Annotated in this window: 12 protein-coding genes; 9 read left to right on the top strand and 3 right to left on the bottom strand. The window is 69.5% G+C overall.

The window, feature by feature from the left end; translation table 11 throughout:
• Window positions 1-257 precede the first annotated feature (257 nt).
• A complete protein-coding gene (locus D7W79_RS12735) occupies window positions 258-3,035 on the bottom strand; it encodes a beta-ketoacyl [acyl carrier protein] synthase domain-containing protein (RefSeq protein WP_120525639.1) in 2,778 nt (925 codons plus the stop codon).
• A gap of 343 nt (window positions 3,036-3,378) precedes the next feature.
• Here D7W79_RS12735 and D7W79_RS12730 point away from each other — a divergent pair, with 343 nt between their 5' ends.
• The 7 genes from D7W79_RS12730 to D7W79_RS12700 are packed head-to-tail and all read left to right on the top strand — an operon-like array spanning window position 3,379 to window position 10,928.
• Complete coding sequence (locus D7W79_RS12730; RefSeq protein WP_120525638.1) at window positions 3,379-4,293, top strand: hypothetical protein; 915 nt, start codon at window positions 3,379-3,381, stop codon at window positions 4,291-4,293.
• Window positions 4,290-5,201, top strand: coding sequence for an alpha/beta hydrolase (locus tag D7W79_RS12725; RefSeq protein ID WP_120525637.1), 912 nt, complete (start codon window positions 4,290-4,292; stop codon window positions 5,199-5,201). Before D7W79_RS12730 ends, D7W79_RS12725 begins: the two co-directional genes overlap by 4 nt.
• A complete protein-coding gene (locus D7W79_RS12720; RefSeq protein ID WP_208729717.1) occupies window positions 5,198-6,427 on the top strand; it encodes an aminotransferase class I/II-fold pyridoxal phosphate-dependent enzyme in 1,230 nt (409 codons plus the stop codon). The genes D7W79_RS12725 and D7W79_RS12720 overlap by 4 nt, the downstream gene beginning before the upstream one ends.
• A gap of 15 nt (window positions 6,428-6,442) precedes the next feature.
• Window positions 6,443-7,384, top strand: a complete 942-nt coding sequence (locus tag D7W79_RS12715; protein ID WP_120525636.1) for an ornithine cyclodeaminase family protein — start codon at window positions 6,443-6,445, stop codon at window positions 7,382-7,384.
• Window positions 7,385-7,406: 22 nt separating this feature from the next.
• Window positions 7,407-8,378, top strand: a complete 972-nt coding sequence (locus D7W79_RS12710) for an isopenicillin N synthase family dioxygenase (protein ID WP_120525649.1) — start codon at window positions 7,407-7,409, stop codon at window positions 8,376-8,378.
• Window positions 8,379-8,387: 9 nt separating this feature from the next.
• Window positions 8,388-9,743, top strand: coding sequence for a hypothetical protein (locus D7W79_RS12705; RefSeq protein WP_120525635.1), 1,356 nt, complete (start codon window positions 8,388-8,390; stop codon window positions 9,741-9,743).
• Between the two features lie 3 nt (window positions 9,744-9,746).
• Window positions 9,747-10,928: an ATP-grasp domain-containing protein gene (locus tag D7W79_RS12700; protein WP_120525634.1), complete on the top strand. Its 1,182-nt coding sequence runs from the start codon at window positions 9,747-9,749 to the stop codon at window positions 10,926-10,928.
• 53 nt (window positions 10,929-10,981) lie between these two features.
• Here the strand turns inward: D7W79_RS12700 and tmk are convergent, their stop codons facing one another.
• Complete coding sequence (gene tmk, locus D7W79_RS12695; RefSeq protein WP_120525633.1) at window positions 10,982-11,638, bottom strand: dTMP kinase; 657 nt, start codon at window positions 11,636-11,638, stop codon at window positions 10,982-10,984.
• The gene (locus D7W79_RS12690; protein ID WP_439099191.1) at window positions 11,635-11,973 is read right to left on the bottom strand and encodes a hypothetical protein; all 339 of its coding nucleotides are present in this window, start codon (window positions 11,971-11,973) and stop codon (window positions 11,635-11,637) included. The genes tmk and D7W79_RS12690 overlap by 4 nt, the downstream gene beginning before the upstream one ends.
• A 213-nt stretch (window positions 11,974-12,186) precedes the next feature.
• On the opposite strand from D7W79_RS12690, the gene ribB reads away from it, so the two are divergent.
• Together ribB and D7W79_RS12680 are read left to right on the top strand one after the other, a co-directional pair.
• Window positions 12,187-13,314, top strand: coding sequence for a 3,4-dihydroxy-2-butanone-4-phosphate synthase (gene ribB, locus D7W79_RS12685; RefSeq protein WP_120525631.1), 1,128 nt, complete (start codon window positions 12,187-12,189; stop codon window positions 13,312-13,314).
• A gap of 79 nt (window positions 13,315-13,393) precedes the next feature.
• Window positions 13,394-14,643 (top strand): MFS transporter (locus D7W79_RS12680; RefSeq protein ID WP_120525630.1); only part of this gene is annotated, 1,250 nt, incomplete at its 3' end.

The raw sequence follows: 14,643 nt of genomic DNA, 5'->3' as shown, positions 1-14,643 counted from the left end.
CGCTCCATCTTCGCGACGCTCAGGCCACCCGCTCGCTTCACGTACCGGTGGAGGCTCATCGGTGATTCCCAGGGAGCTTCGTCGTGGAAGTCCACGCATGACGCTCCATCTCCGCGAGGCTCAGGCCGCACGCTCGCTTTACGTTCGGGTGGAGGCTCATGAGTGGTTCCCGGAGAGCTTCGTCGTGGAAGCCCACGCATGGCGCTTCACCTCTGCGTGGTTCAGACGGTTCGCGCGCTTCACGTTCAGCAGGAGGCTCATGGTGCCGGCACCTGGAGGTCGGGACCGGCTTCGACCACGACGTGGTAGTGAGTCCCCCCGCCGCCTGCTGCGTTGACGCCCGCGAAGCGCGCGTCCTTCAGTTCGTGCGTCTCCGTGACGACTCGCAGGTTGTCGGCCGCACCAACGAGCGGGGTCGTCACTCCAACAGTCGCGGGCACCCGCTTCGCGGCCAGCGTGAACAGCGCCTTCATCAGGCTCGCGGCTCCGGCGACTGCTCCGGTGTGACCGATGTTCGGAATGACCGCGCCGATGGGAAGCGGCCTCGCTCGCGCGGTGGCGAGGGTCCGTCCCAGGGCGGCCAACTCCGCGTGGTCGCTGGCGGGATGACCACTGCCGAAGCACTCCACGAAGGCGAGCGCGTCCGCCGACACGTCACACCGGGAGTAAGCACGCCGGATGGCCAGGCTCATCGCGGGTTCGGCGACAAGCCCGTGGTCCTGGGGCGTTCCGAACGCGCTCCCCATCGCCCGGATGATCCCGAGCACCGGCTCGCCGCGCTCCTGCGCATCCGACAAGCGCCGCAGCAGGCACACCGTAGCGCCTTCACCGGGCAGATATCCGTCGGAGGATGCATCGAGCGCGGTCGGCGCCTCCCGGCGGGACAGCAGGCCCAGCGTCCCCTCGTCCGCCATGCGTGTGACTCCGAGCCGCATGTCCGCCGTCGCCCAGAAGACTGCGTCCGCCTCTCGCGACGCCAGCCGGCCGCAGGCAACCTCCAGTCCGCCCATAGAGGCCGCCGCGCCTCCCGCCTCGATGGCGCAGGTCGGTCCGGTCAGGTCGAACGCTCGGGCGATCCTCGCCGCCATGAAGCTGGGCGACAGGTTGAACAGGCTGCCAGCCCACAGCTCCGGCAGGTCGCCAGACAGGCGCTTCATCGCCGCGCGCACGGTGCGGGCCACCCCCTTGGGGTCCTTGCCCGTCTCGCGCAGCACGCGCTGGAGGTGATCCTCAAGCTCCGGCAGTCGCGCCGCGGCGACCTGGCGCAGGCCGTACTCGCTGCAGTGCTCCGCGGAGACAACCACCGGGATGTTGCTTCCCCGCTCAATGGAGACCTTCGAGGCCGCGCTCCGCGCCAGGTCCACCAGCAGGTAGTGGAGCGGATCATGCCGGACGATGTCGGCGGGACGCTCGTCGTACTGGCTGGCGCTGCCGGTGAACCGGTGTGCATCCAGGTCCAGCGGCGCGCCAGGCCCGAACGGCAGCCTCCGGAACGCGCGGCGGCCCTGGAGCAGGTTCGTCCACAGCGTGGCGAGGTCCGGGGCCTCCGCGAACGCTCCCGCCATGCCCACGATGGCGATGGGCTCATCCCCCCGCGCAGAGCGCTTCCGTGTGCCTCGCAGCAGCGCCTGGGCCCGCGCGGGGGACGGCCGGTCCTCCACCACCGCGTGGTAGTTCTGCCCTCCGCTCGCGATGGCGCTGACCCCTCCGATGCGAGGCTGCTCGCCAGCCGGCCAGGACCGGGCGGTCTTCTCGACCTCGATGAGGCCTCCCGGTTCGAGCAGGCTCCTGGGCTTGTCCCCGTGCACCGGTCCCGGAATGCCCCCGGACTCGAACATGGCGAGCAGCGCGATCAGGTTCGCCAGCCCTGACGCCTCCTTCGCATGTCCCAGGTTCCCCTTGATGGACATGACGGGCACGGGCGACGTGGGCCGGGCCGCCTCCCCGTGCGACTTCAGGGCCCGGTCAAAGACCTTCGCCTCCACCGCGTCACCGGCCCGCGTGCCCGTGCCGTGCGCGATGATCACGCCCAGTTCCCGGGGCGCCACGCCTGCCTGCTCGAGCGCACGCCGGACCGCCAGCTCGTGACCGCGCGGGTTCGGGACCAGCATGTACCCTTCGGCCGCGCCGTCGTTCGCTCCACCAACGCCACGGATCACCCCGTGGATGGGAAGCCGCTCCTGCGTGGCCCGCTCCAGGCTCGTGAGCATCAGCAGCACCACGCCGTCGGAGATGACCGTGCCGTTGCCCTTCTGGGCGAACGGGAAGCAGCCCTCGGACGACAGGAGGCGTGAGTTCGAATAGAGGACCTGGTTGACCGTGTCGACGTAGGACAGCGCGCCCGCGATGGCCCACGGCGCCCCCTTCGCCAGCTCACGCGCCGCCAGTTCGATCGCCGCCAGCCCGCCGGTGCAGTTCCCGTCCACCAGCAGCGCCTTCTCCGTGGTCCCCATCGCCTCCGCGACGGCGCTCGCCAGCCGGTGCGTGGCGCGCTCCCTCGGGTCCTCCACGAAGTCCTGCCCGAACGACTCCCGGAGCGACTGGCGCACCTTGCGCGTGAGCTCCGTCAGCTCCTGGTGGGAGAACTCGTTCGGATGCGCGCCATGAACGAGGTACGGCTGGAGCTGCCCCGCCACGGCCAGCACCGCCGCGTCGTAGAGCCCGTGCCCACCACCGCGTGAGTGCGCGAGGAAGACCGGAACGGGCTGCCCGCCAAGCGCGCCGGGAGCCAATCCCGCCGAGGTCAGGGCCCGGTGCGCCGTCTCCACCACCCACCGATGCGGGACCTCCTCCCCTGGCAGCTCGCGCGCTCCAACGACCCCACCCAGCAGCGTGGACGTCCGGGCCGCGCCCACGGCCGCCGTGGGGTCCAGATACAGGGCCCGGGGAATGCGCTCCTCGGGCCACTGCCCATACGTGGTCTTTCCCCCGTGCAGCACTTCCGCCAATTCATCGAGTGTGCGAGCGCCCGGCAAGGCAAACGCAAATCCAGAGATCGCAACCGGCGCGATCCCATCCAGATGTCCTTTCAACATTGCCAGACAATGTAAGGATCCAATCCGGACACGTCCACGACCAGCCAAATCACATACATCCAGACCGACACGTGAAGGCGTCAGCGGGATCCTACCCTACGCATGCAAGGGGTTGCCCTCGCGGATCCCCACTGCCCTCCTGGGAGCGTCGTTCCCGGGCCCTCGGGCGGGTGATACAATTTCAAGCTGCGCGCTCCATCCCGAGCCCTCAAAGGCTGTCTTTCCCGATCGAAACCGAGGTGGATTGACGACAGACTTTCCGATCAGTATATCAAGACAAACATCGCGGCCCATTGCCCATCCATGGCTGCCGCTCCATTCCCCCTCATCCCCTGGACAGCCCATGAAAAGACTCGATCCGAGCCGTATCAAGGATTCGTTCATCAATGTCTCCACCTTCCCGGCGGACCTGGGTGAAGGCCGCTCGGCTGCTCCCGCCCCCGCGCTGCTCGACGCCGTGGTGGAGGCCGTGGAGAAGAAGAACGGGTTCGCGGTGGTGTACGGCGTGAACAAGCTGCTCGCCGCGCGCGGGCTGGACCTCCATACGGAGTCCGGCGCCGCGCTGGCCCGTGACTACCTGGAGGGCATCTTCCGGGCGATCGCGCCGCGCTTCGATCTGGCGCGCTACAGCCCCACGCCCGTCGCCTACGACCGCGTCGCCAAGATGGACGTGGACGGCTTCAACAAGAACCGGAACTTCACGCCGAACAGCGACCACACGGAGAGCCGCGAGTTCGTCACCACGAAGTGCGTCCACTTCGACTCGGCGACGCCGTTCATCGCGAACCTCTACGGTCCCAACCAGAACATCAGCGGCGGCATGCCGATGATCTGCGACACGCGCCGCTTCTGCCAGGACAAGGGCCTGGACCCCCGGGCGCTCATCGAGAACATCCCCAACAACTACAACGTCGCGGTGAAGGCGGAGTTCTCCGAGGAGATCCTGCGCGACTACTCGTTCGCGCTGAAGCTGGACCTGGAGAACGACATCGTGATGATCGTCCTCCACAACGAGGTGGTGGGCGGGCTCGCGCACGCGGCCACCCAGCCGTCCCTCACCGACGCGAGCAAGGCCGCGAAGCGCCCCATCCGTCACGTCGAGTACCAGGTCGCGGGCTCCGACGACCTCAAGCGCTGGTACGACTACTACGGCCTCTCCCTGGAGAAGGCGTCGAACCACAAGGAGGACGCCAACATCACCCGCTTCGTCCGCGGCGAGCTCAACCCCTACCCGAACATCATCGAGGTGCGGGCATGACCACGCGACAGCACGCGGTGCGCAACGCGGCGGAGATGAAGGAGCTGCTCGCGTACCTGGACGCCCGGCCCTGGCCGGACGGCTATGAGGCGGCGCGGGTCCACTACGATTCGCTCGGGCTGCCCATCGCGAAGGACATCGGCGTGGAGCCCGTCAACGTGAACGGCGTCCGCGCCCAGTGGCTCACGCCGCCGGAGTGCGACCCGGACCGCGCCCTGCTCTTCCTGCACGGCGGCGGGTTCGTCTTCGGCTCGCTGGTGAGCCATGGCCACATGGCCGCGGAGATGGCGCGGCAGGCGCGCTGCCGGGTGCTCCAGCTCGACTACCGCCGAGCGCCGGAGCACCCCTTCCCGGCCGCGCTGGACGACGCAACCACCGCGTACCGCTGGCTGCTGGAGCACGGGTTCGCGCCCGGCCGCATCTCCATCGCCGGAGACTCGGCGGGCGGCGGCCTGGTGGTCTCCATGCAGGTCAACGCCCGGTCCCAGGGCCTCCGGCTCGCGGGCGCCCTGGTGTGCATCTCCTCGTGGTTCAACCTGGGCATCCAGGGGGAGAGCTACCAGTCGCGCGAGAAGGCCGACGCGCTCGTGCAGCGCAAGGTGGTGGAGGAGGTCGCCCGGCACTACCTCAACGGGCAGGACCCGCGGCAGCCCACCATCTCCCCCATCCACGCGGACCTCACGGGCTTCCCGCCCCTGCTCATCCAGGTGGGCGAGCGGGAGCTGCTCTTCAGCGACTCGCAGGCGATGGCGAAGAAGGCGCAGGCCCAGGGCGTGGACGTCACGTTCGAGGAGTGGCCCGACATGGTCCACGTCTGGCACCTGCACTTCAACCGCCTCACCAGCGGCCGCGAGGCCCTGCAACGCATTGGTCAGTTCGTGATGGAAAAGACAGGAGCGCGGAAGTGACGACGCCCGGCGACGCGGTGATGGGGCCCCACCTGCACCGCAACAACCAGAAGATGATCCCCGCCAGCGAGAGCGCCTGGGCCGTGGCCCGCGACTCGCACATGCTGAACATCCGCGTGGATGCCTCGCGCGGCCAGAACCACATGCGCGAGGTGGACACCGGGCACGAGTTCGCCAACCTGTGCTCCTGCTCCTACATGGGGTTCAACAGCCACCCGGACGTCCTCCAGGGCGGCATCGACGCGCTGAAGAGCGCGGGCATCACCGGCCTGTCGATGGCGGAGTTCCGCATCCGGCTGGGCCTGATGGAGGAGTTGGAGGAGCAGCTGGCGGACCTCTTCGGGGGGCCCGTGCTGCCCGCCGTCACGTCCAGCGCGCTCACGGCGGCCATCCTCCCGGTGCTGGGGTCCGGCCACCTGACGGACAGCGAGCCCCTGGTGATGGTGTTCGACAAGTTCGCGCACTTCTCCATGGCGTTCATGAAGCCCATCGTCGCCGACGAGACGCGGGTGCTGAACGCCCCGCACAACGACATGAACTACCTGGAGGACGTCTGCCGCAAGTACCCGCGCGTGGCCTACGTCTGCGACGGCGTCTACTCCACGGGCGGCGCCACGGACCTCCAGGCGCTGCTCACGCTCCAGGAGAAGTACGGCCTCTTCCTCTACCTCGACGACTCGCACTCGCTCTCCACGCAGGGCAAGAACGGCGAGGGCTACATCCGCTCCCGGCTGCGGGAGCTGAACGACCGGATGGTGATCATCGCCTCCATCGCCAAGGCGTTCGGCAGCACGGGCGGCATCGCGATGCTCGGGTCGCGCAAGCACTACGACTTCCTCTACCGGACGGGCCCCATGGGCTGGTCCCAGAGCCTGCGGACGGCGGCCATCGGCACCTCCATGGGGAGCATCAAGGTGCACCGCAGCCCCGAGCTGGCGAAGCGGCAGGAGCAGCTGCGCCGGAACATCGCGCTGTTCGACGAGCACATCCAGACCGCGCAGCGCGGCGACGGGCTGCACATCAAGGTCGTGGAGGTGGGCGAACAGGACAAGGCCGTGAAGCTGTCGCGCGAGCTCTACAAGCGCGGCTTCTACACCTCCGCGGTCTTCTTCCCCATCGTGCCCGTGGGCAAGGCGGGCGTCCGGCTCATGCTGCGCGGCGACCTGCCCACGGAGATGGTGCAGGCGTTCATCGGCCACCTGAAGGAAGTCCTCCCGACGCTGTAGCCGGAGGCCCGCGCGATGGCTGCCTTCCTTTCCCACGACGTCGTCTCCGCGCACGGGAACCTTCCCCGGCTCGTGCGCGAGCTGGAGGCGGCGCTCACGGAGGGCCTGCATGAACGGGTGCAGGTCCCGCTGCGCGTCGCGGTCCCCTCCACGACCCGGCACGCCGCGTTCGTGTCGATGCCGGCCGTGTCGGAGCACCTGGGCCTCTACATCAACAAGGTCGCGACCCTCTTCGAGCGGGCCGCGGCGGATCCGCTGCCCACCATGAACGGCGTGGTGGCGGCGTTCTCCACGCGGACCGGGGAGTTGCTCGCGCTGCTGGATGGCGCGGCGGTGACGGAACTCAAGTGCGCCGCCGTGTCCGCGCTGGTCACGGACCTCTGCGCGCGCACGGATGCCCGGACGCTGGCCGTCGCGGGAGCTGGCGCGCAGGCCCGGCAGCAGGTGGCGGCGGTGCGCGCGGTCCGCCCCATCCAGGAGGTGCGGCTCTGGGCACGGAATCCGGCCCGGCGCGGCGCGTTCGCGGCGGAGCTGCGCGCATCGCTGGGCGAAGCGGTGCACGTCGTCGCCTGCGCCTCACTGGACGAGGCGATCCGGGGCGCGGATGTGATTGGCACCGCGACGTCGTCGAAGACGCCGCTGGGGAGCTTCGAGGGCCTCACCCCCAGCGTGCACATCAACTGCATGGGCGGACACACCGTGGAGGCGCGGGAGGTGCCGCTCGAACTGCTGCGCACGTCGACGGTCATCGTCGAGGACCTGGCCACCGCGCTCGCGGAGGCAGGGCCGGTCCACGCCAGCGCCATCACCCTGGGGCAGCTCGTGCGGAGGGACAGCGGTCCCCTGCGCGCGGGCCGCACCGTCTTCAGCTCGACGGGCCATGCGTTCCTCGACGTCCTCACGGTCGCGCACGTGCTGCGCGAGCTCGAAGGACGCCACCGGTCCGCGAAGCCCTGAGCCATTGAACCTGGAGGAGCACATGATGAAGGAGTTGCCCCGAATCGATTTGACGTCCGCGACGCCAGGGTCCGAAGCCGAGCGCCGGGCGGCGTTCGAGATCGACCGGGCCTGCAAGCAGGTGGGCTTCTTCACCCTGAGCGGCCACGGCATCGCGCCGGCCGTCTTCGAGGAGGCCTATGCCCTGTCGCGGGCCTTCTTCCGCCAGCCCCTGGAGGCGAAGAACCGCTGCCGGTTGCAGTCCGGCTTCACCATGGCTGCGGACGACTACACGCCCTATGGCTACAGCGGCATGCTGGAGGAGAACGCCTTCGCGTACATGGGCCGTAAGGGGCTCCCCAGCGACTACGTGGAGAAGTTCAGCGTGGGCCGGCTCATCGAGGACGACAGTGCGAGCCTGCCCTTCAGCGCGGACGCGGAAGGCCAGCGGCTTCGCGCGGCGCTCAAGGCGTACTTCCGCGAGTGCGAGGCGCTGACGTCCCGGCTCACGGAGCTGTTCAGCATCGCGCTGGACCTGCCCCGGGACTTCTTCGCGAAGAAGACGTCCGCCTCCACCGACTCGCTCCGCTCCCTGCTCTACCCCCAGCTCAGTCCGGAGCTGATCAACGACCAGGGCATGGGCGAGCACACGGACGGGACGCTGCTGACGGTGCTGGCGCAGACGGGCCCCGGCATCCAGGTGAAGGAGCGCGGGGGCTCGTGGATCACCCCCACGCTGGAGCGGCGTGACCACCTCATCGTCAACATCGGCGACCTGATGGCCCGCTGGTCCAACGACGAATATGTCTCCACCCCGCACCGGGTCGTCCTGTCCGGCGGAGAGCGCCAGTCCCTGGCGTTCTTCAAGCTCGCCAACGACGACGCGCTCATCGAGTGCTTCCCCAAGTTCTGCAAGGACACGCCCGCGAAGTACGAGCCCGTCGTCTACAAGGCCTTCTCCCTCCAGAAGATGAACGCGCTGTTCGGTGTCGGCGGCGACGCCGGCCGCTCCTAGAGGCCACCCATGATCGGCGCATTCAACGAAGCGTTCCTCGCCGCCCTGGAAGAGGGATGGACCCCCGCGCGTGACGCCACGGCGCAGGCGAGCACGATGGCCGCGATCCACGCCCTGGACTCGCCCATGTACGAGAAGAGCCAGTTCGCGCACCCGCTCCTCTTCAGCCAGGCGGAGTTCGTGGAGCTGAGCCGGGCGTGCCGCGCCCTGCTCTCCGCGCAGCTGAAGCTGATCAACCACCTCATCGACACGCGCTCGCAGGAGGGCCTGCTCGATCTGCTGCGGATGCCCCGGCACCTCGCGCGCTTCATCCACTGGGACAACCTGCGCCACGGCGACGCGACGATTGGCCGCATGGACATCGTGCCCACGCGGCAGGGGTACTTCTTCTGCGAGTTCAACATCTTCCCGGGCGTGGGCGGCGGCGAGGCATACGAGGGCTCTCGAGCGGCCACGGAGGCGCTGGGCTTTCCCCGGGCCGGGTTGATGGACAGCCCCCTGCGGGACCTCGCCGTGCTGTACGCGGAGGAGTGCAGGAAGCGGGGGCTGCGCCGGGTGGTGATCCTCGACTCGCGGGGGCACTCGGGCCTGGGCTATCCGCGCCAGGAGTACCTGAAGCGCTACCTCGAAGCGCTGAACCCGGACGTGCAGGTCCACATCCTCGACGAGGTGAGCTACCCGGAGGCGTGGCTCAAGCGGGAGGAGGCGGAGCGCACGCTCATCCACCGCATGTTCACCTACGAGGAGGTCACGGACGGCTTCGCGTTCCTGGAGAAGCTCTGGGCGAGCGGCGCGGTGCTCACCAACGGCTTCGAACCGGAGCTGCGCATGAGCAAGCGGTTCCTCGCGCTGCTGTGCGAGCCGGGCCACCAGGCGCTGTTCAGCGAGGACGAGGTGGCCGCCATCCGGAAATACCTGCCCCCCGCCTTCTCGCTGTCGGAGGACAACCTGGCGGCCGCGCTGCGCGACAAGGCCGGGCTCGTGTTCAAGATCGACGACAGCAGCTCCTACGGCGGCAGCGGCGTGCTGATGGGGACGGACTGGTCCTCGGAAGAGCTGGAGCGGAAGCTGCGCGAGCCCGGCGTCGAGCGGTGGATCTGCCAGCGCGTCGTGGAGGCGGAGACCGTCCGGCTGCGCGCGGGCGGTGACTCGGCCCCGGAGGAGTACCGGCTGGTGCTGGGCTTCTACTCCTATGGCGGCAGGACCAACGGCTTCCTGGTGCGCGGCAGCCGCACTTCCAAGGTGGTGAACATCACCAGTGGAGGCAAGCTGGGGTGGGCGTTCGTCGTTTCCGAAGAAGGACGCCAGACCTTCATTCGTCACGCGCGGGGCCGCGCGGAAGACGTCACTTCAAGGAGCGCATGAACCATGACGGCGAACCTCATCCTTCTGGGCGCACGGCAGTTCATCACGGAGCGGGCGTGGCAGCTGGGCCTGCGGCCGTTGATCATCCAGCAGCCGGGGCTGTCCGATGACGTCGTGAACCGGCAGTCCGACCGGGTCCTGCTCATGGGCTACGACGACCCGGCGCTCATCCCCATGCTGAAGGCCGCGCACGCCGTCACGCCGTTCGTGAGCGCCATCACCGTCGCGGAGGAGGCGCTCATCCCCTGCGCGCGCATCAACGAGGCGCTGGGGCTGCGGGGCACGCCGTTGGACCTGGTGGAGAAGACGCGCGACAAGACGGCCATGCGGCGGGTGCTCGACTCCGGCGGCTTCTCTCCCATGCAGTGGTCAGCCGTGAAGACGCGGGAGGACGCCATCGCGTTCGCGGAGCGTCAGGGCTACCCGTTCATCCTCAAGCCCGTGGATGGCGTGGGCAGCATCGACGTGCGGCTCGTCCGTTCCGCCGCGGATCTGGACGGCGTGATCAACGGCCGAGCGTCGTGGATCGCCGAGGAGTACCTGGACGGCCCCGAGTACTCCGTGGAGTGTTTCTCCTTCGCGGGGCGCCACGTCATCCTGGGCATCAACGAGGAGACGAAGAGCACGGACCCCAACGCCAGCGCGTTCCTGGAGGTGGCCCACCAGGTCCCCGCGCCGATGCCTCCGGAGCGGGACCGCGAGGTGCGCGACTTCATCCGGAGCTTCCTGGACGTGCTCGGCATCCAGGACGGGCCTTCGCACACGGAGCTGAAGTACACGTCGCGAGGCCCCCGCATCGTGGAGACGCACACGCGGCTGGGCGGAGACCGCCTGTGGGACCTGGTCCGGCTGACCACCGGGCACGACCTGCTGGACATGACGCTCCAGTGGGCCATGGGGACGCTGAAGCCGCTGGAAGCGGATCCGATTCCGAAGGGCGGCGCGGCCATCCAGTTCTTCACGCCGCCGCCCGGCAAGCTCAAGCGGCTCAACGGCGCGCACGCCCTGCGGCGCATTCCGGGAGTCGTGGAGATCTCGCTCCAGGTCGAGCTGGGCGCCACCGTCCGGCAGGCCCTGAAGTCGGAGGACCGCGCCGGCTTCGTGATTGCCTACGCGGACACCGTGCAGCAGGCGCAGGCCGTGTGCCGGGAGGTCAGCCAGCGGCTCGTGTTGGAGACCGCTTGAGGTGATGCATTCTCCGGCGCGGCGGGGTGGAGCCGCCGCGTCGGCCGGGGCCCTCAGCGCTTGCGCGCGAGCACCTGCCGCACTTCCGCCAGGCACTCTTCCGTCACGGCCTCCACGGACAGCTCACCGTTGATGTGCACGATGCGCTCGTGGTTCTCTCGCAGCTCGATGGCCTTGAGGTACTGAAGCGCGATGCGGCGCTGGGCCTCGTCCGCCTCGAACAGCTCCGCGGGGCCTCCACGCACGGCCCGGCGCGTCGCCGCGACCTGGGGGTCCACGCCCACGAACAACGTGAGGTCCGGCGACACGGCGTGAGAGTTCACCGCGTTCACCCATTCCATGGGCAGGCTCGCCCCCTGGTACGCCAGCGAGGACAGCACGTAGCGGTCGCACAGCACCACCTTGCCCTGCTCCAGCGCCGGCAGGATGCGCGCGTGCAGGTGGTCCGTCCGGTCCGCCGCGAACAGCAGCGCCAGCGTCTCCTGCGCCAGCGGCCCCCGGCCCTGCGGCAGGCCCAGGCGGCCCGTGAGCGCCTGGCGCAGCATCGTGCCCACCGGGCCATCCGAAGGCTCGCGCGTCGTCACCACCGCGTGCCCTTCCGCCCTCAGCACGGACGCCAGCCGCTCCGTCTGCGTGGTGGTGCCCGCGCCGTCCAGGCCTTCCAGCACGATGAACCGCCCCGGCAGGGCGACCTTCCTCGCGGCGCTCACCGGGGGAGGAGTGCGGCAGGGTTGTCCAGGTGCAGCTCGCGGCGCAGCGCCAGCAGCGCCTCATAGCGCTGGAGCTCGTCCACCAGCACCTTGCGGCCCTGGAGGTAGCTGCGGAAGCCGTACACCAGCAGCCCCAGCGCCACGAGGGTGGCGCCCCAGGCCAGCACGGGCGTGCGCAGGGAGTCGTAGAACAGCTTCCCCGCCGCCCCTGCGATCAGCATGAAGGCGATGACGGAAACACCCGCGTGGGTGAAGTGGGTGGTGCTCTGCCGGGTCGCCAGGCTGTCCTGCAGCTGGTTGAACCGGGCCCGCTTGTCCTGGATGTCTGCGCTCACGGAACCGGGCATCCTACATCACGGCCCCCAGCCCGTCGAGTCGCCGGCCCGGCCGCGCCACCTACACGGACACCCTGTCACAGGTTTCCCTCATCCCAGCCATTGAACGGACGCACGCTCGCTCCCCGGGCATGGCTTGCCACCACACCCCCCTCGCGTTACATGCCGCCCACCATGCCTCTCCACGCCGTCAGCAGGATGAGCCCCTCCGACATGAGCCGAGACTCCGAGTTGAACACCATCGAGGAGGCCATCCGCGACATCCAGGCCGGCAAGTGCGTCATCGTCGCCGACGACGAGGACCGCGAGAACGAAGGCGACCTCATCATGGCCGCCGAACTGGCCACGCCGGAGCAGCTGGCCTTCATGGTCCGCCACACCAGCGGCATCATCTGCCAGCCCATGCTCGCGGAGCGGCTGGACGCGCTGCGCCTGCCGCAGATGGTGGCGGAGAACACCGAGTCCCACCGCACCGCCTTCACCGTCTCCGTGGACTTCCGCCACGGCACCACCACCGGCGTCTCCGCCAGCGACCGCACGAAGACCATCCGCGCGCTCGCCGACCCGAACAGCACCGCGGACGACTTCCTGCGCCCCGGCCACATCTTCCCGCTGCGCTACCGCGAAGGCGGCGTGCTGCGCCGCGCGGGCCACACCGAGGCCGCCGTGGACCTGGCGCGCCTCGCGGGCCTGCAGCCCTCCGGCATCCTCTGCGAGCTGGTGAAGGACGACGGCACCATGCAGCGCATGCCGGACCTGAAGCAGTTCGCGCGCGAGCACCAGCTGAAGCTCATCACCATCGCGGACCTCATCCAGTACCGCAGCCGCAAGGACCGGCTGGTGCGCCGCGAGTCCGGCCAGAGCGTCGTGCGCACCCGCCATGGCGAGTTCACCGCCCTCACCTATACCTGGACGCCCGACGGCGCGAAGTCCCTGGTCCTGGTGAAGGGCGACCCCGCGAAGGCCCAGCCCGCCCCGCTGGTGCGCCTGCACGGCGCCTGCGCCATGGGTGACGTGTTCGGGTCACCGGATTGCAAGTGCAACCTGCTGTTGGACCGCGCGCTGGAGCACGTGGCGCGCGAGGGCCATGGCGTCATCGTCTACCTGCCCGGCATGCACGGCAACGACTTCGGCATCCACCACAAGCGCGCGGGCGACGGCAGCAACGCGTCCGTCAGCCGCGCGGCCAACGAGTCGCGCGACGTGGGCATGGGCTGCCAGATCCTCACCGACCTGGGCGTGAGCGCCATGCGCGTGATGTCCAACACGGACATGACCTACCGGGGCCTTTCCGGCTTCGGTCTCACCATCGAGTCGCGCCAGCCGCTCGTGGTGGAGTAGCGAAACCCGGGAGGTTCGCCGGACGCCCGGTGTCAGAGCGGAGTGGCAGGGTTCGTGGCCATTCCAGTTCGACCCGGGCATGCGAACCTCCCTCCCCCAGCCACCGCGCGGCCATGACCGCGGGCTCCAGCCCTTCTCCCGGTTCGTGCTCTTGTGGCTGGGGCAGACGGTGTCGGGCATGGGCTCGCACCTCAACGGCTTCGGCCTGAGCGTGTGGATGTATGAGCACACGCGGTCCACGTCGCTCTACTCGCTCATCGCCCTGGCCGCCTTCGCGCCGGGCGTGCTGGTGGCCCCGCTGCTGGGCGGCGTGGTGGACCGGCACGACCTGCGCAAGGTGATGATGCTGGGGCACGCGGGCGGGGCCGTCTGCACCGTGCTCATCGCGCTGCTGCTCTGGATGGATCGCCTGGGCGTGGGCGCCCTCCTCGCGCTCGTCGCGGCCGGCGCCGCGTTCAACAGCGTCCAACGGCCTGCCTTCACCAAGGCCACGACGCTGATGGTGGGCCCGGAGCAGCTTCCACGCGCCAATGGCCTCATGCAGCTGGGCCTGGCGCTGGGCTACATCGTCGCGCCGCTCCTGTCCGGCGTCCTGCTGCCCCGCATTGGCGTCACCGGCCTGCTGACCCTCGACGTCATCGCGGCGGCCCTCTCGCTGGTGGTGCTCCAGGCCCTGCGCATGCCCGCCGCTCCACCGACGGAGGCCGCGCCGGTGAAGGTGTCCCTGGGAGGCCGCGCGCTCCAGGACGCCGGAGTGGGCTGGCGCTACATCCGCGAGCGGCCGGGCCTCCTGGGGCTCCAGGTCCTCCTCACGCTGATGAGCTTCAACCTGGGCATCCTCCAGGTGCTCGTCACGCCCCTGGTCATGTCCTTCACCGACGTGCGCACGCTGGGCGCGGTGATGACCGCGGGAGGGCTGGGCATGCTCGCCGGAAGCCTGCTGCTGCTCGCCTGGGGCGGGGCGCGCCGTGTCTGGACCGTGCTGGGGTTCGTGCTGCTCCAGGGCCTGTTCATGGGGGTGGGCGCGTCACGTGCGTCCGCGTGGGGAGTGGGCGCGGGCGCGTTCGGCGTCCTGTTCACCGTCCCCGTCATCATGAGCTGCAACCAGACCCTCTGGCAGCGCAAGGTGCCCACCGGGTTGCAGGGCCGCGTCTTCGCCGTGCATGCCGCGCTGTCCGGCGGCGCCATCCCCGTCGCCTACCTGCTCTCCGGGCCGCTCGCGGATCACGTCTTCGAGCCGATGATGGCCGTGGGCAGCCCCCTGGCCTCCACGCTGGGCCCCTGGGCTGTCTCTTATACTCATCTCCGAGCCCACGAGACATGCGCAGA

Origin of the sequence: Corallococcus exercitus (assembly GCF_003611585.1) — a bacterium.
GTDB classification, from domain to species: Bacteria; Myxococcota; Myxococcia; order Myxococcales; family Myxococcaceae; genus Corallococcus; species Corallococcus exercitus.
This window is presented reverse-complemented; position numbering and strand designations above follow the sequence as displayed.

What these genes read in the sequence shown, in the direction of transcription:
- D7W79_RS12735 (WP_120525639.1), bottom strand. Translation starts at nt 3,035, where the DNA reads ATGTTGAAAGGACATCTGGATGGGATCGCGCCGGTTGCGATCTCTGGA.
- D7W79_RS12730 (WP_120525638.1), top strand. Translation starts at nt 3,379, where the DNA reads ATGAAAAGACTCGATCCGAGCCGTATCAAGGATTCGTTCATCAATGTC.
- D7W79_RS12725 (WP_120525637.1), top strand. Translation starts at nt 4,290, where the DNA reads ATGACCACGCGACAGCACGCGGTGCGCAACGCGGCGGAGATGAAGGAG.
- D7W79_RS12715 (WP_120525636.1), top strand. Translation starts at nt 6,443, where the DNA reads ATGGCTGCCTTCCTTTCCCACGACGTCGTCTCCGCGCACGGGAACCTT.
- D7W79_RS12710 (WP_120525649.1), top strand. Translation starts at nt 7,407, where the DNA reads ATGATGAAGGAGTTGCCCCGAATCGATTTGACGTCCGCGACGCCAGGG.
- D7W79_RS12705 (WP_120525635.1), top strand. Translation starts at nt 8,388, where the DNA reads ATGATCGGCGCATTCAACGAAGCGTTCCTCGCCGCCCTGGAAGAGGGA.
- D7W79_RS12700 (WP_120525634.1), top strand. Translation starts at nt 9,747, where the DNA reads ATGACGGCGAACCTCATCCTTCTGGGCGCACGGCAGTTCATCACGGAG.
- ribB (WP_120525631.1), top strand. Translation starts at nt 12,187, where the DNA reads ATGAGCCGAGACTCCGAGTTGAACACCATCGAGGAGGCCATCCGCGAC.